The organism is Shewanella eurypsychrophilus, assembly GCF_007004545.3.
Taxonomy (GTDB): Bacteria; Pseudomonadota; Gammaproteobacteria; order Enterobacterales; family Shewanellaceae; genus Shewanella; species Shewanella eurypsychrophilus.
The window spans coordinates 2480441-2505875 of the sequence record NZ_CP045503.2 but is presented as its reverse complement, the minus strand read 5'-3'; the positions used below and the strand labels follow the sequence as shown (position 1 = coordinate 2505875).

At 41.8% G+C, this 25435-nt stretch carries 18 protein-coding genes and 1 pseudogene; 12 read left to right on the top strand and 7 right to left on the bottom strand.

All coding sequences use genetic code 11. The features are described from left to right. Window positions 1-312: 312 nt before the first annotated feature. The 3 genes from FM038_RS10600 (at window position 313) to cspE (ending at window position 3913) form a co-directional block, all read left to right on the top strand. Entirely contained in the window at window positions 313-2421 is a 2109-nt protein-coding gene (locus FM038_RS10600) for a hypothetical protein (protein WP_142870705.1), read from the top strand. A 470-nt stretch (window positions 2422-2891) separates the two neighbouring features. Further along, on the top strand, window positions 2892-3029 hold the full coding sequence (locus FM038_RS10595) for a hypothetical protein (RefSeq protein WP_185965675.1): 138 nt from the start codon (window positions 2892-2894) through the stop codon (window positions 3027-3029). Between the two features lie 671 nt (window positions 3030-3700). Further along, the gene (gene cspE, locus FM038_RS10590) at window positions 3701-3913 is read left to right on the top strand and encodes a transcription antiterminator/RNA stability regulator CspE (RefSeq protein WP_142870707.1); all 213 of its coding nucleotides are present in this window, start codon (window positions 3701-3703) and stop codon (window positions 3911-3913) included. Window positions 3914-4233: 320 nt separating this feature from the next. Here the strand turns inward: cspE and FM038_RS10585 are convergent, their stop codons facing one another. The 3 genes and pseudogenes from FM038_RS10585 to FM038_RS10575 form a co-directional block, all read right to left on the bottom strand. Then, window positions 4234-5211, bottom strand: coding sequence for a transposase (locus FM038_RS10585; RefSeq protein ID WP_142870708.1), 978 nt, complete (start codon window positions 5209-5211; stop codon window positions 4234-4236). A gap of 91 nt (window positions 5212-5302) precedes the next feature. Further along, a pseudogene (locus tag FM038_RS10580) lies at window positions 5303-6019 on the bottom strand (IS4 family transposase); the annotation flags it as partial. 558 nt (window positions 6020-6577) lie between these two features. Continuing rightward, a complete protein-coding gene (locus tag FM038_RS10575; protein ID WP_142870709.1) occupies window positions 6578-6994 on the bottom strand; it encodes a CBS domain-containing protein in 417 nt (138 codons plus the stop codon). A gap of 425 nt (window positions 6995-7419) precedes the next feature. On the opposite strand from FM038_RS10575, the gene hyaA reads away from it, so the two are divergent. The 5 genes from hyaA to FM038_RS10550 all read left to right on the top strand — a co-directional run bounded on the left by hyaA (window position 7420) and on the right by FM038_RS10550 (window position 13304). Then, window positions 7420-8556, top strand: a complete 1137-nt coding sequence (gene hyaA, locus FM038_RS10570) for a nickel-dependent hydrogenase small subunit (RefSeq protein WP_142870710.1) — start codon at window positions 7420-7422, stop codon at window positions 8554-8556. Window positions 8557-8559: 3 nt separating this feature from the next. Next, window positions 8560-10266, top strand: coding sequence for a nickel-dependent hydrogenase large subunit (gene hyaB, locus FM038_RS10565; protein WP_142870711.1), 1707 nt, complete (start codon window positions 8560-8562; stop codon window positions 10264-10266). Between the two features lie 16 nt (window positions 10267-10282). Next, entirely contained in the window at window positions 10283-10945 is a 663-nt protein-coding gene (cybH, locus tag FM038_RS10560; protein WP_142870712.1) for a Ni/Fe-hydrogenase, b-type cytochrome subunit, read from the top strand. Between the two features lie 90 nt (window positions 10946-11035). After that, window positions 11036-11593 carry a HyaD/HybD family hydrogenase maturation endopeptidase gene (locus FM038_RS10555; RefSeq protein WP_142870713.1) on the top strand — a complete coding sequence of 186 codons (558 nt, stop codon included), beginning with the start codon at window positions 11036-11038 and terminating at the stop codon, window positions 11591-11593. Next, the gene (locus FM038_RS10550; protein WP_142870714.1) at window positions 11580-13304 is read left to right on the top strand and encodes a Kae1-like domain-containing protein; all 1725 of its coding nucleotides are present in this window, start codon (window positions 11580-11582) and stop codon (window positions 13302-13304) included. Before FM038_RS10555 ends, FM038_RS10550 begins: the two co-directional genes overlap by 14 nt. 102 nt (window positions 13305-13406) lie before the next feature. On the opposite strand, the gene FM038_RS10545 is transcribed toward FM038_RS10550, so the two are convergent. Then, window positions 13407-14417, bottom strand: a complete 1011-nt coding sequence (locus FM038_RS10545) for an isoaspartyl peptidase/L-asparaginase family protein (protein ID WP_419555642.1) — start codon at window positions 14415-14417, stop codon at window positions 13407-13409. Window positions 14418-14622: 205 nt separating this feature from the next. Here FM038_RS10545 and FM038_RS10540 point away from each other — a divergent pair, with 205 nt between their 5' ends. Together FM038_RS10540 and tamB are read left to right on the top strand one after the other, a co-directional pair. Next, on the top strand, window positions 14623-16428 hold the full coding sequence (locus FM038_RS10540; RefSeq protein ID WP_185965676.1) for an autotransporter assembly complex protein TamA: 1806 nt from the start codon (window positions 14623-14625) through the stop codon (window positions 16426-16428). Continuing rightward, a complete protein-coding gene (gene tamB, locus FM038_RS10535) occupies window positions 16425-20312 on the top strand; it encodes an autotransporter assembly complex protein TamB (protein WP_142870717.1) in 3888 nt (1295 codons plus the stop codon). The genes FM038_RS10540 and tamB overlap by 4 nt, the downstream gene beginning before the upstream one ends. A 122-nt stretch (window positions 20313-20434) precedes the next feature. On the opposite strand, the gene fadR is transcribed toward tamB, so the two are convergent. Beyond that, window positions 20435-21181 carry a fatty acid metabolism transcriptional regulator FadR gene (gene fadR / locus FM038_RS10530; protein ID WP_142870718.1) on the bottom strand — a complete coding sequence of 249 codons (747 nt, stop codon included), beginning with the start codon at window positions 21179-21181 and terminating at the stop codon, window positions 20435-20437. 309 nt (window positions 21182-21490) lie between these two features. Between fadR and nhaB the strand changes: the two genes are divergently transcribed. Beyond that, complete coding sequence (gene nhaB, locus FM038_RS10525; protein ID WP_142870719.1) at window positions 21491-23077, top strand: sodium/proton antiporter NhaB; 1587 nt, start codon at window positions 21491-21493, stop codon at window positions 23075-23077. A 129-nt stretch (window positions 23078-23206) separates the two neighbouring features. Beyond that, window positions 23207-23737, top strand: coding sequence for a disulfide bond formation protein DsbB (dsbB, locus tag FM038_RS10520; RefSeq protein WP_195873248.1), 531 nt, complete (start codon window positions 23207-23209; stop codon window positions 23735-23737). A gap of 64 nt (window positions 23738-23801) precedes the next feature. Here dsbB and FM038_RS10515 read toward each other — a convergent pair whose 3' ends face one another. After that, a complete protein-coding gene (locus FM038_RS10515) occupies window positions 23802-24242 on the bottom strand; it encodes a YcgN family cysteine cluster protein (protein WP_142870720.1) in 441 nt (146 codons plus the stop codon). Window positions 24243-24401: 159 nt separating this feature from the next. Continuing rightward, a complete protein-coding gene (locus tag FM038_RS10510; protein ID WP_142870721.1) occupies window positions 24402-25430 on the bottom strand; it encodes a lytic murein transglycosylase in 1029 nt (342 codons plus the stop codon). Window positions 25431-25435 lie beyond the last annotated feature (5 nt).

Here is a 25435-nt window from a genome sequence, read left to right as displayed (position 1 = left end):
CAATCAATTAAGCGTTAGTCCCTAATAATAGGCACTGCAATCATCTTCTATAAAAATGTTTACTCTGATCCTGAGGCTCCATCCCCCCTCCTGTAAAATGGCATTGAATAATCCACATGAAGCTGTAGGATTGTGGCAAACTTATCGCATATATATGTGTTAACAGCATCTTATTTAGCCTGAAGTTTTGACAATTTAAAGGAATATGTCGGCAACTTAAAACAGGGCAAAGCAAGAGTATTGAGGCTTATAATGCCGATAAAACAGTAGCTCGCTGATAAATAAAATTTAGATAACAGGGATGGATATACAATGATACGGAAATTGGCGATAGTGTCGCTCGTCACACTCACTTGTGCCACTACCTATTACCTTTATGAGGCTGATGGCTTTTCAAAAGGCAGAGATAGCATTCTCAACACGAAAAGCCCTAGTGACACGATTAACGGTAAGATTAAAACGGTAGATGACAAACAGTTTGCCACAAAAAAATTAGAGCAACTCACCATTGCCCATACTCAATGCAAACAAAAAAATTATGATATTGGCGATCAAATAGCTTATGTCCACCAGGACATAATTGAAGCATTAGAGCATGAATTAAAACAAGGTAAATCAGACCGTGATCTATTAGCCTATTCAAACCAATATGAAACATATTACAAAAGCTACGATGACTTACTCTTACAAGCTAAAATTAATATCGAAAAAACTAAATACCACTTTACACAATCAGTTTCAATATTAAACAACTGGAATGGTCTTTCGGTGATTGAAGGGGTTAACTCTGATAGTCTCAGTGAGCTAATCGAAGCGCTTGAGCCGTTAGAAGGGAAAAACCACGGACTAAATATGTCTGTCTCTTTATCTGAGAATATAACTAAGTCTGATGTTTATGCTTTACTTGATAACAATCATAGTTTTTCAACGTATTTAGAATCTCCCCTTTATATTGCAAACAGCCCCTTTTTATCTCCATCGATTCTATTTATATTAAGCGCCGAAAAACTGAATATTGATGAGTATAAGCAGACAATATCCTTGCGTTCATTTACCGTAAATGAAGTTGCACTTGCAATACAAAACAATATGCCAAATGAATACTTAATCTTATTACTTGATCAAGCAGCTGATATTGAAGATATGCCTATACCGCGCCAAGACTATTCTGACTCTTATGAAAATCTAGCAGATATAGCGGTTGCTAACTTTAATGTTGAAGCTTTGAAAGTATTAAACCAACATGGTGTTAAGCCAACCAATGAGCCAGGTATAATGACGGCTATGGACATAGCGATAATGAATTTGCCCTCAGAGGACAAGGTTTACAAGGAACTAGATAGCGACTCCAATAAGTATCTAAATACCCTAACTTATCTAAAAGAAAATGGTTATAAAGCCCACGGCAAAGACAAGCAATTTGATAGTGCAACCATTACCTTTTTTAGAGCCCCAGGAAAAAGGCAGTTTAATAGCCATATGCTGCCAGAATCTAAGTTGCGGGAGCTCATACAAAGTATTGAGCTGATAGATAAAAGTCACAATATAAAACAACGTAAAATAGATGATTCCATAGTGTCAGCTGCCATTGCAGAGATGAAAATCAAACAAATGGCTTTTAAACGTGAGTCTGAAGCATGCGTATCAATAAAGCAGCAATTGCTTGCTGAAGAAGGCTTTGAGAGCAGGAAGAAAACATATCAACTAATCGATAATATTAAGAAAAACCCACAGAAGATTGAGGCACGCTTACAAGAGATTGATCCTGTTCTCGTTAGTCTATGGAAAGAACTTGAACTCAATGCCAAAGACTTTCACTTAAGTTCAAAGCCTGATGATGAATTCAGACACTTATTAAATGACGGTAAAACGGAACTGGCTCTGGAATATAGCATACTAACCCCACTCACATTATCTGAGACTGATACCTTGTTTAGGTTTATGCTCAATGAAAATAGCGAATTCGCGCCAATATGGAAAGCACGAATTGAACCGAAAACGCCATCATCTTTAATTTCATTAAAACATTTACCGGTTGAAAAATGGCAGGATTTACTCCATCAGGGATTTGATTTTTCTATTACAGATCAATTGGGGAATGATGCTTTTATGGCTGCGGCATTAAACTCTTCACAAGCAATCAGGTTTTTAGTAGATAATAATTTTAAATTGAATACAGAAAAGTATGGTCTAGACGCACTTGATCTACTGTTAGAGCAAATCTATGAAAGCGGCAAGTTAACCGAAAGTATTACCGAATTACTAACCCTTTACCCTGAGTTCAAACCTAGTCATTACGCCAGAGTTGCGCGAATTAAAAAGTTTTTACCTGATGAATACAATAAACTAATCTCCTTAAATAATGCACTCACGCCTGAGGCAGGTACTAAGATAAATAAATTTCGAATCGAACGGTATTAAGGTGAAAAAACTTGCTAGCACTAATAGGGCTCATACGCTCCATTAAAGCTGCTGACTAGTAATCATTTATTGAATGTTAATAATCCACATTCTGCAGAAGGTGAATTTCCCCATCTTTAATCAGGCCACCCATAATAAATCAACAACACAACGCTGCCGTAACCAGCTTTCACTTCAATGTACTTAACAGTGCCATCCATACTAAATTCTTGGTTGAATTTACAGGGTCACTTCACGTGACCGCTTTTATGGGAGAGGAACCTCTACCTAACAATTGTGGGTGTCTTGGTTATGCTACGATGCTCATTCCCGTAAAATCATCTACTCCCGTAAGGTAGACGTGTCTAACTGTTCGGCTGCAGCAATGATAATATGGCGTATCTTCAATACTAATTTGAGTGCTGCGGGACGGGGCATAATAACCTCCTATATAAGACTCATCATTAATTCTTAGTCGGAGGAAGGTAAGCATGCCTGTCCATATTTTTGGTACGGGAGTCCATATAAGAGGCTGGGATGCCGAAGTGGCCGTTAAACATGGAAGTTATTGGGAATCGCAGAGCCCACATAGAAGACTCTTTATGAAACCAAGAGCCGGCGACTCGTAGACTCTTGTCAAAGTAAGACTGCACATTAGCAAGCCGCAAGCGATAGATAACAATGAAGTTATGATCTTCAATGACTTATTCCAACCGCAAAGAGCACTGGATTCCGGCTCAAAAGCTCTGCCGGAAAGACGGATGTATCAACGAAAATGAAATGAATCAAGAACATGTAATCAGTCTTCATTCGAAGGCTAGCTAACTTTGGTGCATCAATCGGTTACCGCTTCAGGTCTTTGCATAGCGATGTCCAGCTTCATATAGCATGACGTCTAGTGAGCATCAATACAATATTAACCATTACTTTCAAAAACATGTCGACATTCAGGACAGACTTTTGACCGTTAGGCAGGAAGGTTTCACTCACAGAGAAAAATCTTTATCGTAACCAAAGGTCAATGCTGGTTAAAACTTAAATGTGTATATCACTGTTAAATAATGATATTAAAAAAAAAGCAAAAAAAACACTGTGCAAAAAACAAACGATCGCTATTATAGCGCTCAGTTGTTCAGAGAGTTATTAAATGCAGCATCAAGTACAAGTAAAACATCCACTACTAAAACCGTGTTTTGTAGCTAGACGTTTCCCTTTTATTTAGCGTAACATGATATAATTCAATAAATTAACATATTGTTAATGTTGAACTTTTTTAAATTAAATAAATAAGGGGCATCACATGTCTAATTCAATTACTGGTACTGTAAAATGGTTTAACGAAGATAAAGGATTCGGTTTCCTTACTCAAGATAATGGTGGCGCTGACGTATTCGTACATTTTCGTGCTATCGCATCAGAAGGTTTCAAAACTCTTGATGAAGGTCAAAAAGTGACTTTCGAAGTAGAGCAAGGCCCAAAAGGTCTGCAAGCAAGCAATGTTATCGCTCTTTAATGAAGCGCTAATAACGCAAGCTGATATTAAAAAAGAAGGTCGCCAACGCGGCCTTTTTTGTGCCTGTCATATTAAATAAAATTCGACATTACTTAATAGTGCCATCCATACTAAATTCTATTTAGTATCACATCGCTAATATGCAGCCAATAATGACTTAACATCTGGTCGCTACTCGATATAGGTATCACCTACAGGCGCTAAAAAAGCAAAAACAATTCATTTGAAGTTATATTTAGAGAGCAACTTTGCGATTTACCGAATGACAAGCAGGTAAAAGGGCCCGCTTAGAGGTTAATTTTAAGTAAGATAAATCTTACCTAACTTTCAGTTAAGTACTGGCAGGACTGGCTGTAATGTCGCCTTCGCTTATCTAAGTGCTCACAATATGATGTCAGCTCTTGCAGAGTACCTACGGGCCCTTTAAATAACTTGCCAAACTCTTTGGTGATTTTAAGCCAGTTATCGGCAGGAATATTTAATCTAGATAGAAGTTTTTGGCTTTCAAAACTGATGGCACCACGCTTATCACCTCTTATGATACGGCCCGTATCATCAACAAGTTGTAGGTAATCTTTAGCGATGAACATCAGTCCTTTTGGTATCTCTTTTCGCTCATTACCCACAAAAGGCAGCAGGACTTGCGGCTGTTCACCATTCATCGCAGCTTTTATACGCCGTTGAATGCTGGTGAAATCTGAGCTCTCTGGTGTTTGAGCCATCTTGGCGCGAATGGGATTGAGGTCAACATAAGCCATACAAGCAAGGACTGCCACTTCATCGAGTAACGCTTGGCTTTTAAATCTTCCCTCCCAAAAACGACCTGTACAGTTATCTTCTTTATTCGCCATACGAGCAATAGGCTCATTTAGCGCCCTCATAAACCAACTGATATCACTGAGTCGACTTCGATACTGTGCAACAGCATATTTGAGCCTGGTAACTTCATGACTTTCAATTACCTCACCATTTACAAACTTCTGCGTGATATCCGTCCCTTTAAATAGCCGATGCCAACGCTCAACGACTTCTCTATCTGACCAACTATTCGCTTGATAGATATCTATCTGAAGTACAAGGTGAAGATGGTTAGACATTACAGCATAAGCTGCTATATCAATGGCAAAAATATCACCGAGCTTAAGAAGTTGAGATTCAACCCAACCCCGTCTGTGGTCATAATTTTTACCGGTGAATTTATCGTCGCCAAAGAGATAGGCTCGACGAGTTACGCGACTGCAGCAATGATAAATTGGCGTGTCTTCAATACTAACTTGCGTTCTTCTTGGGCGTGGCATAGCAGCCTCCCCTCACTAAACAACTCTCTTTCTAGCTTAGTTGCGAACACCTAGAACAGCAAAAATATTGTGGGTGGCACTGTTAATAGGTGCGACCTTTTGGGTGACGTTTATAGATAACTAAACGGGTTTTAAATCCAACAGTTTGGCCTAGCAGAAATTCACCTAGGCTCTTAGCGCGAGAGGTCGCTTTCAGGTATAAGTTTTTGATTGGTTGCCAATCATACTCACCCGATTTGAAGCATTGAGTTCTGTTTCTAACGCGGCCTATGTAATCCCACTCAAGCGATAACACTTGCTTAAACCAAGGTATACGAAACCCTGCATCGGTCACGATAATTGGCTTGCAGTTGCTTGGTAGCATCGCCTTCAGCCGAGTCATAAATTGCAGGTGAATTTTAGGTTTCTCTTTCAGGTTTAACGGATAAATCTCTTCATAGAGTGTTAAAGAGCGCCCTTGAGCTGCAAGGGAGGCGCGGATGAGAAAGCTCTCCTTCCTGTCATCTAAATCAGACCAATCGATATGGATTATTGGCTGTGACATTTTGCTCACCAATAGGTAAGCCATGCGAGTATAGATGAGCTTGATATCACGGTGTAGCTGAGTGTTAGAGCAGAGTCTGTCTACACGCTTAATCTTATGTTTTTCCAAGGTATTACTATCAATGTCGCGGCCAAGGCCTGTGATTGATAGGGAGCCACCATTCATTGAGCTTTCGATTGCTGAAAACAAACTCTGTCGGCGAGTTTTATGCATTAATGGGGTGACAAGGGAGAGACATTTTGATAAAACTTGCTTTGCATTCATGGCATTTACTCGTGGTAATTTTTGTTTGGCGATAAATTTGATCACCAAATGCCATGAATGTTCCTCAGTATTTTTCCTATCTCATTATTTCTGCTTATCTTTTTGTGGGGATTCGCCAGGGTCATAGCGAATTAGTTAGGTCTCATGATTCAAAAAATTTTTACAGGGAAGGTTAAATAAATAACCTCCTTTTGAATAACCCAGTGTAGATGCAGCTGCGAGCTTCCAAATCAGGGCCAAAAATGTTCCATACATTTTTCGACATTTCCCACATCCGTGTGGGTCAGATGAAACCGCAGAGCGTATAGGGACCTTTCATTTTGCAAAAAGTCATAGCGACTCGCAGAAGCGTCTGCACAATCCCCGCCGGACAGGCGTTAGGTTTAATTGAAAGTACAAGCTTCAACCTCTCCCCTCAATACAAAACAAAAACCACTGGATTCCGGCTCAAAATATCTGCCAAAATGACGAAAAGTAACGCTAAAACCAAATGAAGCAAAATGAAACCGAATAAAACCAAGACAAAATGTCATCTAGCTTCATTCGAAGCTAGGCAAATTAGGCTGGTGCCAAGTAGCACTGCTGCATATAAATATTTATCGCATTGAGCACATTGGTTCGGTTAATGGTGCCAATGACTTTATCTTGCTCAACGACTGGGTAGACCTTAGGTTTGGAACCAAGCATCTGCTCTGCAAGCTGTAACACGCTATGTTCAGGTGAAACACTAAGTACTTCTGCACTCATACAATCTTTCACCCTTGCGACCAAATCACAATGATAGCTACTCTTGAGCATCACAGACATACAGTCTTGCTGAGATAAAAAACCCACCAACTTGCCATGCTCATCAACAACGGGGGCACCTAACTTCTTCCTATCTAATAGTGCCTCAACGGCAGTTGCCAATGGCATTTCTGGGGTCAGTAGTACGGGTTGACGATCCATATGCTCACTCACTTTAATTGAATCCATATATTTCCCCTGTTGTTTTTATCGATTGGTAAATTCGCATTTACCAATATACCTATAGATGAGGAAATTGAGCAAGAGTTAATCACTTTAAATACCGCTGCATATTGATACATAATTTTATTGATTGGCTTTTACACTCTAGCTTCCCTACCGTACAACGCTTAAATATTCAATGATCTACGTGAAAATATTATGCCACTGAAAAAGTGTGACGTGACGAATCAAAACACAAAAATTGCGACAAAATGACCCGCTTTCGACATAAATGACGATCCACTTCATATTCAGAAACACATAAATATCACTTTATAACGAAGCAAATTAAAGCTTGATGCATGTCAATATTTTTCATTTTATTAGGCATAGAATTGATTCAGCAAGTGAGTAAACAAAAACAAAACTATAGACAACTATAAAGGTTTAACATGGATACACATGCAGCCCTTTTTGAACAGGGTAAGGCACGCTTGGAGATGCTTAGACAACTCCAACCTCGCCAATCAGAATCATTTAATAAAAAGATGGAAAATCACGGGATCACTCGTCGTGATTTTATGAAGTGGACAGCATCAGTCTCAGCGATGTTTGCGCTTCCCCTTCCCTTTAGCTCATTGGTAGCTGAAGCTGCTGAACTATCCGATAGAGTGCCTTTAGTCTGGTTACATTTAGCGGAATGTACTGGCTGTTCAGAGTCCCTTATTCGTACTGATACGCCCAACTTAGATTCGCTCATTTTCGATCATATCTCCCTTGAATATCATGAAACGTTAATGGCGGCTTCTGGCTGGCAGGCAGAAGAGAACCTTGAGCATGCATTAGAGGCCTATAAAGGAAACTATCTTCTCGCTGTAGAAGGCGCGGTTCCTACTGCTAACAATGGTGCGTTTCTCACAGTCGGTTGTAAGGGACATACTGGTCTTGAGATCGTGAAACATGCGGCACAGAACGCAGCCGCGATTATCTCAGTGGGGACTTGTTCTTCATTTGGTGGTGTTCAAGCTGCGGCGCCAAACCCTACAGGTGCTAAAGGGGTATATGAAGTTGTCGACAAAACAGTAATCAATCTAGGTGGTTGCCCACCCAGTGAAAAAAATATCGTCGGTACGTTAATGTACTTCATTATGTTCGGAAAACTACCAGCATTAGACATGTTCAATCGTCCTAAGTGGGCTTACGGTGCACGCGTACACGATAACTGTGAACGCCGCGGTCGATTTGACGCAGGTGAGTTTGTCGAAGAGTTTGGTGATCAAGGTGCTAAAGATGGCTACTGCCTTTATAAAGTCGGCTGCAAAGGTCCATACACCTATAACAACTGCCCAACTGAGCGTTTTAACCATCACACCAGTTGGCCAGTATTAGCAGGACATGGCTGTATGGGCTGCTCTGAGCCCAACTTCTGGGACGATATGGCTGATTTTGAAAAGCCACTTGGTAGACAGTTACTTCATGGCGTTGATGCGACCGCAGATACCGTAGGTGCCGTTATTCTTGGCGCAACAGCAGTCGGCATCGGTGCCCATGCAGTTGCCAGTATTTTTGCCAAACCATTAGAGGATTAATCCATGAGCAAGCGTGTTGTTATCGACCCTATTACCCGTATTGAGGGTCACTTGCGCATCGAAGTTGAAGTTGACGAAAACAATGTAATAACCAAAGCATGGTCATCTTCCACTCTATGGCGCGGTATTGAAGTCATCCTTAAGGGGCGAACCCCTATGGATGTTGGCTTAATCGTACAGAGAATATGTGGCGTATGTACCTATTCTCACTATCGCTGTGGTATTGAAGCCGTAGAAAACGCACTGGGTACTGAAATTCCACTCAATGCCAAGTATTTGCGTTCATTGATGCAAACCTCACTCTATATGCATGATCATATTGTGCACTTCTATCATCTCCATGGCCTAGACTTCGTCGATATAGTGTCTGCATTGAGTGCTGACCCAGCTTTAGCCGCCCAAGAAGCACTTAAATACACAGATAAGCCAATTGCTGCGGGTGAAGGCGATCTTAGAGCTGTCCAAGAGCGGGTAAAAGGGTTTGTAGAAACAGGAAAGCTTGGGCCGTTTGCCAATGCCTATTGGGGAAATAGAACCTATAGGTTTACTCCAGAGCAAAACCTGATAGCCCTCTCCCACTACCTTAAAGCGTTGGAAGTACAACGAGTCGCATCAGAAATGTTAGCTATTTTTGGTGGGAAATCTCCTCATCCTCAATCATTGGTTGTGGGGGGAGTCACCTCGGTTCGAGATATGTTAAGCCCAGCTCGTCTCCAAGAGTGGAAACAAAAGCATGCGATAGTGACAGACTTCATCCACCGTGCATACAAGGCTGACATCGTGATGGCAGCGGCGGCATTTGGTAATGAGCCTAGTGTTCTAGGTGGTGTGAATGTTAAGAACTTTATGGCCACCAATGATTTTGTCTTAGCTGACGGCAAGTACATGTTTGATCAAGGTGTGATCATGGATGGTGATCTTGCTGGTGTTACCGATATCAATCCTGATCTCATTAAAGAGGATGTCACTCACGCCTGGTACAAGGCCGACGGCGCACAGCACCCTTATGACGGCACAACAGTGCCTGACTATACCGGTTTTGTTGAACGCGATACCGTTTATGGCAAGCTGCCTACCGTCGATGGTGACGGCAAATACAGTTGGGTTAAGTCTCCTCGCTATGATGATGAACCGATGGAGGTGGGTCCACTTGCATGTCTTCTTGTGAGCTATGCACGTGGTAACCAAGTGGTTATTGACGCAGTCAATGACTTACTCGAGACCACAGGCTTACCTATTGAAGCCCTATTCACCACCTTAGGGCGCACAGCGGCTCGAATGCTGCAAACCGTGATCGTGGCACAAGAGGGATTAAAGACATTTGATGCCATGCTCGTCAACTTGCAATCGGATGAGAGCACATACACAAAACCTGAAATCGACTCGACTAAAGAGTATATCGGCCACTCAATGATTGAAGCCCCCCGTGGCATGCTAAGTCATTGGATCCGAATAAAGAATGGTCTTGTTGAGAACTACCAAGCCGTGGTCCCAACAACTTGGAACGCGGGGCCTGTGGATGCGAACGGTAAGATGGGGCCCTATGAGGCATCATTAATTGGTTTGGAGCTAGAAGATCCCACTAAACCATTAGAAGTTATTCGTATCATCCATTCATTTGATCCATGTATGGCATGTTCAGTACATGTCATGGATTTCAAGGGGCAAGAGCTAGGAAAGTTTAGAATCGACCCCACGGGTAATAATTGATAGGGAGGGATAGCAAATGAATCATTCTGCAACCCACACTAGGCATCAGATTTTCAGTCCTGCGATCCGAGTTTTCCATTGGCTTCGTGCGCTGTCAATTCTTGTACTTGTTATTACAGGGTTTTATATTTCATGGCCATTTTTAGTGGCTCCTGAAACAAATGATATTCAGGTACAAAGCTATATTCGCTTTGCCCACCTAGTATTCGGCTTTGTTTTAACCGCCGTTACTTTGGTCAGGATGTACTTATTTTTCTTTAGTAAAAGTGACATTGAACGCCGCTCTTTTAAAGATGTAATAAATCCAAAAAGTTGGGTAACTCAGCTTAAGTCATATATGTGGAGCGGTCACCTGCATAAAGCCGGGATCTATGGGCCTTTGCAATTTATGACCTATTTAGCCATCTCTGTTGTTGCTATTTTTATCTGCATCACAGGGCTTGCGCTTTATGCAAATGTCTACCATCAAGGAATGGGGGGGGCGATATGGGAAATATCGAACTGGTTTATCGCTCAAATGGGTGGACTCGCTCCAGTTAGGACATGGCATCATTACCTCACTTGGGTGTTTATCATATTCACACTAATACATGTCTATATGGCTGTTTGGTCAGGAATTCGATTTAAGCACAACTCCGTAGACTCGATTGTCTCCGGTTATGACTACCACAAGCATTAGATAGTCATATTTCGTTATCAAATACGCCGATATTTTATCGGCGTATTTTCACGTTTAAATTAAAATAATTATAAATAAGGCAAATTTTTAATGAAAATATTGCTATTAGGGATCGGTAATGTTCTCTTCGCTGATGAAGGCATCGGGGTACATTTTATTAACTATATTTCTGAGAATTATAGATTTACTCATCCTCAAGATACGTTAGATATCACAGATGGGGGCACGTTAGCACAAGGGCTTATTCCTATGCTCTGTCAATACGATTATATGATAGTCGTCGATACCGTGAATGCTGCTGGAGTAAAACCTGGTGAGGTTTACTTTTTTGATTTTGATAAAGCACCTGCTGAAATTGACTGGCAAGGCAGTGCCCATGAAGTAGAGATGCTGCAAACACTACACATGATGGATATGGTCGGTGATAGGCCTAAAACATTCATTCTGGGCGTAACACCTACCATTCTTGAACCTATGGTACTGGGTATTACACCGCAAATTGAAGCTGCGGTACCGCTGATGGAAAAGACCTTGCTTCAACACATGGAACAACTCGGTTTTGGCTTTAAGCGTGTCAATGATGTGAGCATCAACACATTGATCCCAAGCTCATACAAACGTGGTGTACTACAACATGAAAATGATTAAATTCGAGTTTACTTGCTCTAGACCCGTAGCGCTGTATGCTCACCTGTGTAATCAATATCTTAACCACAGTGAGCTCGATATTACCGTTGGCTGTATTAAAAATTGCTATTTCATTGAGGCTCAGGGGCAAATACAACAGCTCGAGGACCTCGCAGACGCCATCGCTCATGACTTTTTAATATCTGTCTGGCTGGTTGATTCACAGATTATCTTAATTGAATCTCGCTTAGGTAATTACCAACTCCTGGATAATGCCGAAGTTAGACAAGAATTTTGCCAGCAATGCTTCCCCCAGTTTGGTGATAATCAGTCTGTAAAATTTGGAGAAATTTCAATACCATGCCATTGCTGTCATGGCTCTACACGGCTTCATGATCATCACCAGCAGCTAAAGCTGACTGACTTGCAATTAATGGCACAACAACTACTGCAATCGGGTACCTGTGATTTTAGGGGAAAGGACACGTTAAGCCTAAGCCTTAACTCTTTTTCTAATGTAAAGCGACCAAAGCTACTCATCTGTAACCCAAACACATTAAATGCTCAATTTCACCTCAAAGATCATCAGGTACTCGCACTATCGAGTATTGAAAAACCGATGATCACGCTTCGTCCAATTAATGGCCACCCAAGATTGACCTCTCCTCTGTACGATGTCTGTTTTGCCCATAACCGAGCACTGGTTGTTATCTGCGAAATCTTAAGACAAAAAGGCATAGACTGGATCTATTTCAACTCTGAAACTGACAAAAAACCAATGGCTTGGATTCAATCAGCATGGAGTGACATCAGCAGCATCCCACGAGAAGAGAGCGCGATATCATCTTTGGATGATCACCCTGAACCACTTCATGATAATGCCAGCTTTAATCAGTTTTCTGTGCGCAGTGAAAAGGGCCAAATTTACTGTGAGCCATATAACAATGAAGATAATTCAACCAGTAAAGGCAATGCCGGTTTTTGTGCACTTCATGCTGGTAACCTGGAATATAAACAGAGTAAAAACAGTGCAGTTATCTATTTCAGTGAACAACAAACAGGTCAAATCATCACACAAGACCGTAAACAGGCTACCGAGCTATTTTTTAGTCTCCCCTCTTTGCCGGCAACGGGTTATGACATCTATTATCAACTAGAGCAAAGCCCACAACAACAGGTCGTTGAAAAGTTTAAGACTAAATACCCTGATGATTATTTAACCTTACTCGATTTGAATTTTTCTCCTCCCACAGATAACCTACAGAGTTTATGGGCAATCGCAGCCGTTATTCTAGGACTAAAAAGCGACAGCACATCCAAACAGTGCCTAAGTGATGCATTAATCAGCTCGGCAATGCAGCATCAGGGAAGTAACGCGCCTCGTATCGACTTCCCACTCACTAAAGGAGAGGCTCACAGAAGTCTGAACTGGTGCAAAACAATCGGTTCATTAATCAGTTACAGGTTGGCTGATGATAACAACACCCAAAAGCTCGCTTTTGGATTACAGGATTCTCTCGCTGACTTTATCGCAAACTGGATCGAGCACCTAGATCTAAACTTAAGTGTCAAATCGGTGATATTTGCAGGCAGTGAGTTTGCCAATGAAGTACTGAGCCAACGTCTGGCATTAAGACTTGGCCGAAATTTCCCTTTAACAGTGAATCGGCAACTTGATATCGATGGCAATAATCTCGCTATAGGAGCCCTGTATTTAAAGCAAAGAAGGTAGTAGGGTTAACATAATAATTAGCAGACAGGAAATAGCTTTCTTGTCTGCTAAACACGAGTTTAAACAACTTATAATGACCTTTTATACCCATCGATATTGGGCTTACTTATCTCGCCAAATCATCACTTGTGCTTCTTCACCATTCTTACGAGTAGCGCGATACATTCCATCGGTGTTAAATGGCGTGGCAATATTACCGCGATGATCAATGGCTATCACACCACCAGTACCACCAGCCGTGATTAGACGCTGGTTAATGACTTCATCAGCCGCTTGGATAATAGATTTATTCTGGTATTTCACCTTGGCGCAGATATCCCCTGCCACTTGATAACGAATAAAATACTCACCATGACCGGTTGCGGATACCGCACAAACACCATTTTCGGCATAGGTTCCAGCACCTATAATAGGTGAATCGCCGATACGACCATAACGCTTGTTAGTCATTCCACCGGTCGATGTCCCCGCGCTGATGTTGCCTTGTTTATCGAGCGCCACTGCGCCAACGGTACCCACTTTATATTCGGTGTCGAGTTCACTATGGGCTGCGAGATAATCCTTGTTCTCGAATTTGGCTTTTTCCATCTTAGCCTTAGCGCGCTGCAATGCCTCGTATCTATGTTGAGTATCGAAACTCTCATTAGCAACTAAGGTCACACCTTGAGTGAGTGCAAACTCCTCGGCGCCTTCACCATAGAGCATGACATGAACCGATTTATCCATGACCAGACGCGCCAGATCAATGGGGTTCTTGATATGCTTAACCCCAGCTACGGCGCCAGCATTCATGGTTTGACCATCCATAATAGATGCATCCATCTCATGCTGTTCGTTATGCGTGTATACCGCACCTTTACCCGCATTAAAGAATGGCGAATTCTCGAGAACATTAATGGCTGATGTAACCGCATTTAGGCTCGAGCCGCCTTTATCTAAAACGGCGTAACCTGCATCTACCGCTTCTTTTAACTTCTCGCGATAAGCCTGCTCCTTTTCAGGCGTAAAACTGCTCGGCTTAATGGTGCCTGCACCACCGTGTATTGCAATCGAAATGGGCTTATCATCTGCCCAGGAGAAAGGCGCTGAAAGCGTTGAGAGGGTAAGAAGCACAGCCCAAAAAACGTTGTTATTTTTCACAGAGAGGTCCTTTATTTTTTATTTGCACTCTTTGTAACCATTTTTTCATTTAATTACAATCATCAGCTTGCTAGAAATCAATTATATAGAGACAATAAAGACAGTATTTCTTATTGACTAGATTAGAGCGCCATTTTTGCATTTGTTTTCTATTCGCCTCAGATTTTTAAGCCTCTTAATGTTGTGCAATGTACTGTGTACAACCTCGGTGATGGCTAGTGAACTCCTCACCCTTAAAATAACGGGGGTAAGTGGGTCACTGACCCGCAATATTGAGGCACATTTGGGGACCTTACCCACCTCAAAGGTTCAACGTAGGGCATTTGTTTTCAATGCTGAAGATAATGTCAATGCCGCGCTAAACTCTTTAGGTTATTACCACGCAAAAATACACCAAGAAGTAAATAATAACCAAGACGCTCCTTGGCTATTATCATTGACCATAACACCTGGTAAACCGACGTTAATAGAGTGGGTTGACTTACATTTTGATGGTGAAATACTCGATGACTCATTTATCCTACAATGGCTAGATAATCTTAATATCAAACCGGGTGACAAACTCAATCATGGTGTATATGAGCAGGTAAAATCTCAGCTCATCACTCTCGCTGTGGCCAGAGGCTATTTTGACGGAAAATACATCAAGTCTTCCATCGAAGTAAACCGCGATATGAACACAGCAAAAATCACCCTGCATTATGATTCCGGCCTTAGGTACCATATGGGAGCAGTGAGTTTCGATGGTCATACTCTGCAAGATGGCTTTCTGGATGAACTCATCCCTTTCGAAGACAATTCACCCTATAGCACTGGAAGTTTATCGCGGTTAAATAGAGAGTTACTAGACACCAGCTACTTTTCTAATATCAAGGTATTACCTCAGATAGATAAAGCGGTAGGTCTTGATGTACCCATAAAAGTTGAATTAAGCCCAAAACCCAGCCACTCCATTGAGTTAGGTCTTGGTGTCGATATAGGTAATACGACAGACAACACATTAGAGCCTAGGGTCAGTATTAACTGGCGTACTCCACAGATAAACAACTATGGTCACTCTCAAGAAACCAGCTTGGAATGGTCTCCCGACCGCCCAAAATACCTCACCACTTACACGATCCCGTTGACCCATCCCTTAGATGACCAGCTCAAATTTCGTTTTGGTATGCTCAGGGATAAATATGGCGTCACTCAAGTCTATGATGCTGATGAAAATAAATACTCAAACACAGGTGAGCTTGAGGGCAGTAAAGGCTTACTTGCCGTGATCCGACAACAAAGACTGGGTAACAACTGGCTACTCAGCTATTCCGTTGAAGGGATGAAAGAGTATTACACCCAATCAGACATTGATTATTCTCCTGAGTTTTTACTGTTTGGTGCCAGCATCTCCAAAACGAGTCGTGGAGATAATACCTTAGATCCCAAGTCGGGCTTTTTTCAGCATTATAGTATTGAGTATGCTAATCCTAATTTGGGATCCGCTATCCAGCTCACTCGACTACAGACAAAATACAAGTGGATTGAGACTTTTTTCGATAAGCACAGAATTGTCTCCCGCTTAGACTTAGGAGTGAACTTAGCCGATGAAGCGGATTTAGCGCTTATACCCCCTTCATTGCGCTACTTTGCTGGTGGCGATCAGAGTATCAGAGGCTATAGTTATCAAGAGCTTGGTCCGTACATAGAGTATGAAAATAGTGAAGGCAATAAGGCAAGAGAGGTTGTTGGTGGACGCTATCTAATGGTCGGCAGTGTCGAGTACCAATATTATGTCACCCCGACATGGCGCGTAGGTACCTTTATCGATGCGGGTAACGCATTCGATGTTAATCAAATTGAACCTATTGTCTCTGTCGGCGGAGGACTACACTGGATCTCTCCAATCGGCCCCATTAAGCTAGATCTTGGTGTTGGACTCAAAGAAACAGAAACGGTAGATAGGTCTTGGCGGATCCACTTAACGATGGGAGCCGAACTATGACCCATCAAGTTGAACAACAAGATGAAGCATCATCAGTAAAATCGAATCGACGATACGTACTTTGGCGCAGTTTCAAAGGTTTTTGTCGAACTGTCATATATATCCCCTTAGGCATACTGATCACTGTCGCCATCTTGATTGGTACCGATTTCGGTAGTCGCATAACGGTATTTGTTGCAGATAGCTTAGTACCAGACTTAGATATCACCTATGTCGATGGCGCGATCAACAACAGATTATCACTCACAAATGTTCACTGGAAAATGGTTGGCGTTTCAGTTGAACTTGATGACTTAGTCCTCGATTGGCACCCCTTATGTTTACTGCGTAAGCAGCTCTGCGTGGATGAATTATCAGCCTCGAGAGTCATTGTCGACGTAGACACTTCTATTCCTGCTAAAGAAGATGAAACAGGTATTAAAGCTAATTCGTCGCCGATTCCAAATGCGGACCACAAAGTAAACACACACATCCAAGCTGAAGAAGCTGGCGATGATATCCATGAAGAGATCACCCTCCCCTTTGGCATCGACCTCACTAAAGCCGATTTAGCCAATGTAAAAGTCAGAGTCGATGATATGCATTTCAATGCCACTCGACTACAAACAAGAGCGCAGTGGCAAGCTACTGGAATAAGAGTTAACTATTTAACGTCCAATGGCCTCTTGGTCGATATACCTTTATCGGGCGATTCAGCTGAGCAATCTAAAGATAAAAATGAACAAGCTGAGAGCTGGACCATGGCAAACCTGCCCCAAGTGTTTATGCCCATTCCAGTTTTTGCCGAACAGGTTTCACTGAACAACAGCCACCTCAGATTAGGGCAGCGAGACGATATTTTTAATAAAATTGAATTTGAAGCCAGTTATCATAGCTTCCTCATTCACGTCGAAAAGCTCCTCGTGGAGCATACCTACGGTAATGTCATTCTCGAAGGGGAAATATCCCTTATCGATGATTACCCAATGGACTTTATTGCCGACATAAATGCCAGTAATGTCAAAGAAGTACCTAGCCTCAGTCAGCAGCATCTAAACCTAAATGTATCAGGTGGTTTCAACAAACTAAGCGTTGAGGCTAAGGGACAAGGGGATGTCGATTTTAGCCTCAATGGCGATATAGCCCTTGCCGAACCCAGATTAGCTTATCAGCTATCTCTAACCGCTCGGCAACTTGGTTGGCCTATTGATAGTAATACTTATTCAGCCAAAGACATTGAGTTATCAACTAGCGGTAACACAGATAGTCAAAAGGTGAGTTTTTCAGGACGAGTAAATACCCCCTATCACCCCATACTGAATGTCGATACCCAATTAACCCATAGTGGCTCCCGAGTTGACATATCCCACCTTAGGGCAAAAGGCTTGATTGGCGAAGTAGAAGCATCTGGACATATCAGCTACGGCAACATCATTAGCTGGGATGCTGATATCAATACGATCGACTTCGATATGCAGCAATTAGCATTAATGCTGGAAAATCCATTACCGGAAAGCTTCATTAGTGGCAGATTAAGCACTCAAGGTCAGGTTAAGGATAGTCAATGGCATGTTGCGATATCACGCTCTGAATTAGCCGGAGAGATCCAAGGCTATCCCTTTGAGCTTATTGGTGATCTGAGTTTAAATGAGAAGTTTAATCTTAGTGCCGAAAATTTAACCTTCAGCGCTCTACAGTCAGTATTGACCATTTCCGGTACAGCCGATGAAAATTGGGCTGTTAACGCTAATTTGGATATTCCCGATCTCAACCTTTGGCAAGCTGATTCATCCGGCAGTATTAACGCTAAGATAAATGTCTCTGGTGAAAATGAACACCCTGAAGTCTTCATCTATGCGGATGTTCAGCAATTGCAGTATACAGACATTCAATTGGATCACGCCTTAATAAAAGGTACTTATCGTCCTCTTGATAATCAAGATTTTGCATTATCAGTCAGAGCGGGAAACCTCAATTACGATTCAGTAAAGCTAGATTCCATCACGCTGGGGGTAAAAGGAGACGAAAACAAACAAAAGTTGAGACTTGAAACCAGAGGAGACTATCAAGTTAACACTAAGGTCTATTCCAATTTTAATCGTGAAACTGAAACCCTACAGGCAGAAGTTCGTGCATTCAATATCGACTCTTTCTTAGGGGCCTGGTCCCTAGAAGATGCTTTGACCGTTAGTTGGGATAACCTCAAGCAAACAGGTCTTGTTACAAGGTTTTGCTTATTTAACCTCAACGGCAAACTTTGTTTAGATGACCCCGCTGAACTCGGTGAAAATGGTGATGCCAGTCTATTATTTGAAGGTGATGTTGGTGCCATTTTAGCACCGTTATTACCTGATAATATTTTATGGCAAGCACAGGCTAAATTAACCTCTCACATCATATGGGCCGAGAACCAAAAACCACAAGGGGCACTAGACTTAGCCTTTGAGCCTGGCCACCTCAGCTTAAATGATAATAATCGTAATGTTGATATTGGCTATAAAACCCTGGCATTACAGGCAAGACTTGATGAAGAGTACCTGTCGACTCGGCTACAATTTGACTCTCATGACATTGCTAGCTGGGAAGGTAAACTGGATATCTCTGTCACGCCAGACAGAAGTTTATCCGGCTATACAAGGCTACATAAGATTAACCTTAAGGCTCTATCAGAATTTTTGCCCCAACTAGAGACTATAGAAGGAAATATTTCAAGCCAGTTGCAGATCGCAGGTACCTTAGCAAAGCCGAGCATCTCAGGTAAGTTGCAGCTAGAAAATGGCGAACTCTTAGCTGCTGCTAATCCAACCTTACTGGAAGACATTCAAATATCGATGTCATTATCAGGACAAAAAGCGATCCTAGAAGGTCAATGGCAAATGGGGGAAGGCCAAGCAGAACTGTCTGGCAGTCTTGACTGGAGCGCAGAACAGTTCAAAGGCGCAATTAAATTAGATGGCGACAATCTAGCCATTATTCAACCACCGTTTGCCATCGTCAATTTATCTCCAAATTTAACGTTAAATTTCAATAAAGACAGTTTTGATGTGGTTGGAGCCATCGATGTGCCATCGGGTCATATCAAAATAGTGCAATTACCAGAAGGCGGTGTCGCTGTTTCCCAAGATGTTGTTTTCAATGACCGTACCTCATCAGGTGTGGTAAACCAAAGCCCGGTCGCCCTAACCACAGATATCAAGATAAATATTTCCGATAAATTACGCATTGACGGTATGGGATTGAGAGGAAAATTAATCGGCACCTTAGATTTAAAACAAGAAGCATTTAAGCCTCCACTCCTATACGGCGATATCCGTGTTATTGATGGGAAATATAAATTTATGGGGCAAACTCTAGACATCAAAGCGGGTGAAGTACAATTTATTGGCCCATTAGAAGTGCCAAATCTCAATATTGAGGCTGTCAGAGAAATTAAAGATGAGGATGTTGTTGCTGGGGTCAGGATCACAGGCACACCGCTCAAACCTGTCGTTACGCTTTTCTCTTCCCCCGCCAAAGAGCAAGCAGAGATCCTTTCCTACATCATTAAGGGGACTGGATTCCACAGCAATGATAATGCTCAAAATAGCGGTTTAATGTTAGGGGCGGCTCTCACCTTAACGAACCAAATAGGGGGGGGAGCAGTGAACAATATTGGCGACTCTGCGACTGGCTTGATTGAAAAATTAGGTTTTTCGAATGTGCAGCTCGATGCCAATGATGATGGACGCGTAGCGATCAGTGGCTTTATTGGCGATGACCTCATGGTCAAGTACGGCTATGGTGTTTTTAATCCAGGTTATGAGATGACGGTAAGATACTACCTGTTATCACAACTCTATTTAGAAACCGTCTCTGGCACGATAGAGCAATCATTAGATATCTATTACAACTTCGATATTGATTAAACTTCAACCTATGCTAAATCGCTAAATAAACGTGTAAATGGTGAGAACCACTTATTTTCAAGTAAAAAAATGCCTCATAAAAGAAGCATTTTACTGTTTCATCATTCTCACGCTGCCAGGCGTTAAGCCTGCTCAGTTTGAGAGTTTTTAAACTTTTGCCACACTTTACCACTGTTAATACCATAGCTGCGCATCAATGCTGGGATAGCGTTGTGATTCTTATCTACAGCTAGCTGCTTCAATGCCTCATAAAACTCAAAGGCTAACTCGCGAGCTTTTGGAATGGCAAAATAATCTTCGCCTACACGGCTGTATAGACCTTTAAACCCATTAAGAATGAGTACATAAAGTGGATTACCTGAGTTAAAGGCTAAACAGTGATGTAACTGATAGTCGAACTCGACATAAGCCTTGGGATCATCACTTAAATTAATCAGTTGCTCTAGGGCTTCTAATACTTTGTCTGGATTGTGTCGAACCGCCCCTTTAAAGTAAATGGCACTAATATTGGTTCGTGCTGACAATAACTGTTCGAGTAGCACAGGCTCACCAGCCGGATTAAGATCCGCGATAGTCTCTAAGACATTTAGGCCAGATGTTTCCCAAATATCATTAACTTTGGTTGGCTTGCCATGTTGGATGGTTAACCAGCCATCTCGTGCTAGACGCTGGAGTACTTCTCTTAAGGTGGTTCGGGTCACTCCAATCAGCTCAGATAACTCACGCTCTGCAGGTAAAATCGTACCTGGGGGAAATTTATCTTCCCAAATTGATCGAACAATATATTTCTCAGCAAAGCTCGCCGGTCCTTTAGCTTCAATAATGTCGGTGGACTTTAACGATGTAGGAGCTTTTGGGGCAATTGTCATCAGGGTAATTTTCCCACTCTAGTTAGGGTTATTTTGATAACTGATCATACCAGAGCTTCAAAAAATGGAAACCTTATCTGAAGTAATACTGGCTAAGATCAAAGTTTAATCCTTCAAAAAACCACAAAATCCATTTCGAATCACCTTTTTAGTACTTTTTTGCTATCTAAAGCTATTTTTTAAGACAATTTTAAGCTTTAGATGTGAGTAAGGTATTAATTAAATGCTTTCTTTAGGCTAAACTGTGGCGATTCTAATAGACTGTAGCTTTATACTTACAATAATATAATTTCAATTTGAGAGGGTGCCATGCCTGTGACAATGAGTCAGGCGTTTATTGATAACTTCTTAGGTAATTCACCTAAGTGGTTCAAAATCGCGATTTTATCTTTTTTAATCATCAATCCAATTATTTTCTATATTGACCCCTTTACGGCAGGTTGGTTACTCGTTATTGAGTTCATCTTTACCTTAGCTATGGCGTTAAAATGTTACCCGCTTCAGCCCGGTGGTTTGCTTGCAATTGAAGCCGTGGTCATAGGAATGACATCACCTAACCAAGTTTTACATGAGATAGAAGCTAACTTAGAAGTATTACTACTTCTAATTTTCATGGTGGCCGGTATCTATTTTATGAAGCAATTATTATTATTTGCTTTCACTAAAATGATCACCAAAGTCCGCTCAAAAGTGGTTGTCTCTTTGATGTTTTGTGTTGCGTCAGCCTTCCTATCCGCATTTTTGGATGCGCTAACGGTTATCGCTGTCATCATCGCAGTCGCTGTCGGCTTTTACTCTATTTATCATAAAGTCGCTTCAGGGAAAAACTTTGCTGAAGATCACGACCACACTGATGAAGGTGGCAATCAACTTTGTGAGGATGAGTTAGAGGCATTTCGCGGTTTCTTGCGTAATTTATTAATGCACGCAGGTGTGGGTACTGCCTTAGGTGGCGTATGTACTATGGTTGGAGAGCCGCAAAACTTAATCATTGCAGCTCAGGCCAACTGGCAATTCGCAGAATTTGCACTTCGTATGTCACCAGTCACTGTGCCAGTGTTTATCGCCGGTGTTATGACATGTTTTCTTGTCGAAAAATTCAAAGTCTTTAGCTATGGAGTCCAGCTTCCTGACGCCGTTCATAAAATCTTATCTGATTATGATGCTTATGAAGATGCACACCGAACTAAACACGACAAGATGAAGCTGGTTGTCCAGGCTATTATTGGAGTATGGTTAGTCTTAGGTCTAGCATTACATTTAGCCTCTGTGGGTCTGATTGGTCTATCTGTCATTATTCTTGCCACTGCTTTTAATGGTGTGACTAATGAACATGCATTAGGTAAAGCTTTCGAAGAAGCATTGCCATTTACAGCGCTATTAGCGGTATTCTTTGCTATTGTCGGTGTCATTATCGATCAACAACTGTTTGCTCCAGTCATTCAATGGGCATTGAGTTATGAAGGTAATACTCAGTTAGTGATTTTCTATATCGCTAATGGCTTATTGTCTATGGTCAGTGATAACGTGTTTGTTGGCACCGTCTATATTAATGAGCTTAAATCGGCATTGATTGACGGCCAGATCACTCGTGATCAGTTCGACCTACTTGCGGTCGCAGTTAACACAGGCACTAACTTGCCATCTGTTGCAACACCTAACGGACAAGCTGCGTTTCTATTCCTATTGACCTCGGCCATTGCGCCATTAGTCAGACTATCCTATGGTCGTATGGTATGGATGGCTTTGCCTTACACCATTGTGTTATCTATTGTTGGTGTATTGACGATTCAATTTGGTTTCCTAGAGGATATGACCCAGTATTTCTATGACTCGCAAATGATTATTCATCATACTGTCAAAGAAGTCGCTAACGGTGCTATATCTAGTCATTAATTATGACAACTGAATGAACTTTTTGGGTTCATAAAAGTCCTATAAACGCCCTTTACGGGCGTTTTTTTATTGCACAAATAATGTCAGCAATTGCAGATATATTTTAAAGAACATTATGGAGAATATGCTTTGAACCCAATGACTCGTTTTGCTCAATCACGTATGGCGTGGCTAATCCTTGGCGGCACAGCGCTAGGATTAGAACTCTGTGCCCTCTTTTTCCAGTATGTGATGAAGCTAGACCCATGTGTCATGTGTATTTATCAAAGACTCGCCATATTAGGTATTTTTGCCTCGGGCTTAATCGGTGTTATTGGCCATAGAAACCGCTTTGCTAGGCTTTTGGCATTGATTGGCTGGGGTATTAGTGCCGTTTGGGGGTTAAAGCTCGCACTTGAGCTTGTAGATATGCAGATGAACCCATCACCTTTCTCTACCTGCTCTTTCTTACCTGAATTCCCTGCTTGGATGCCACTACACGAATGGCTACCGTCTATCTTCATGCCAAGTGGCATGTGCAGTGATATACCGTGGGAGATGATGGGAATAACCATGGGTCAATATATGATAGGCGCCTTTGCAGCTTACCTCATTGCCCTTGCCATCTTCTTCATTCCAGCATTATCGGCAACTAATACCAATCGGTATAAAGCCCGATAGCGCCATTAGCTGTCAGATCAAAAAACGCCCTGATGGGCGTTTTTTTTAAAGTATTAAAAACCGTTTAATCCAGATCTTTCAGTGGCCAGAGTACGATATGATCTTCCATATACTTCACTTTTGTCTCACAAGTGATTTTGTCTTGGGTCGACATTCCTTGTTGGTGCATCTCACTCTTAGACCCTGTCAGTAAAGGGTGCCAGCTCGGTAATGACTTGCCTGAATAGAGTCGACGATAGGCACAACTATCCGGTAACCAAGTTAATTCAGCAACATTATCTATTGTCACTTGAGTGCATAATGGCACGAAATTAAACCGTTGAGTGTAATGAATACAATGTGCCTCATGAGGGTCAAGCAGTTTACATGCAGCGTTGGTGTAGTACAGCTCTTCAGTCTCATCATCGATGATCTTATTCAAGCAACATTTACCGCAACCATCACACAAAGATTCCCACTCAGATGTATTCATCTCAGCTAATGTTTTTTCTTTCCAAAATGCCATTATTTGATTCTATAAAAAAGCCTACTTTCGCAGGCTATTTTACACTATATGGATAAATCATTGAAGTTGTTCAAACAGGATCTGGCTTGTCTGTTGCACAAAAGAAGAACACCGCAGGCATTATCGAACCTGAGTGCTCTCAAATGAACATGACTGCCTTTAATCAATCTGCGGATATTTAATTCTTTCGGATAAATTTGTCACAGATATAGCAAAGTAATCTGAAGACTTCCACGCTAGCAGTGTTCGGTAATTATCATAAACCAGATATTTTCGACCAGAAGCTCCATCAGGCATGATAAGAGAAACTTGCATATCTGAGCGATTGGGTAATTTGCTACCATCAAAGCGTGTCAAACCAAGAGCAGACCATTGAGGAAAGGTTTTTTTCACAGACAGAGACGCTAAACTGATATCCAGGTTTTCAGGCGTTCTCACCTGTCGACCCCATGTTTCTTTGATTTTCCAACCGGAATGCTGAAGAAATGCTGCGGCTGAAGCCATGGCATCAAAAGAGCTATTCCAAACATCTTTATTACCATCACCGTTACCATCTTGGGCATGTGCCAAGTACTGGCTCGGCTTCATTTGGGTTTGCCCTATTCCGCCGGTTCTTGAAGCCCTTAAATCACGATACTCAAGCTGTTCTTGAGCCAGAATCTTAAGTGCAGCAAAAAATTCAGCCCTATAAAAGTCCGCTTGATCCCCTTGATATGCCAAAGATGCTATGACAGACAGCGCTGGATAGGAGACTCGTTGAGCGCCAAAATTGGACTCTATGCCCCATAATGCAAGTATAAATCTAGGTTGAATCCCGTATTTATCACCTAAAGCGTCGAGCTCTGTCTTATGTTCTTTGTACATAGCTCTTACAGTGATCACATTGGCTTCTGTGATTATTTCAGGAAGATAAGTTTCAAGAGTCTGCGGGCGGGTTGCAACTTGAGTGTTTTTATCATGAACCCTTGGGGGGGTAGATTGCTTAAACAGTTTTATCTGTGAAAAGGTAGATGCCAGTATCGATTCATTGATCCCTAATGTTTTAGCCTCTTGCTCTAACTGAGACAAAAAGTCATTGAAATTAGTGACGGATTGATTGTCACTGGCCAACACACTAACGGTAGGCATTAACAGTAACGAAGTCACCAATAATGATACCCAAGACAAACTCAATTTTTTTAGCACCATACCCT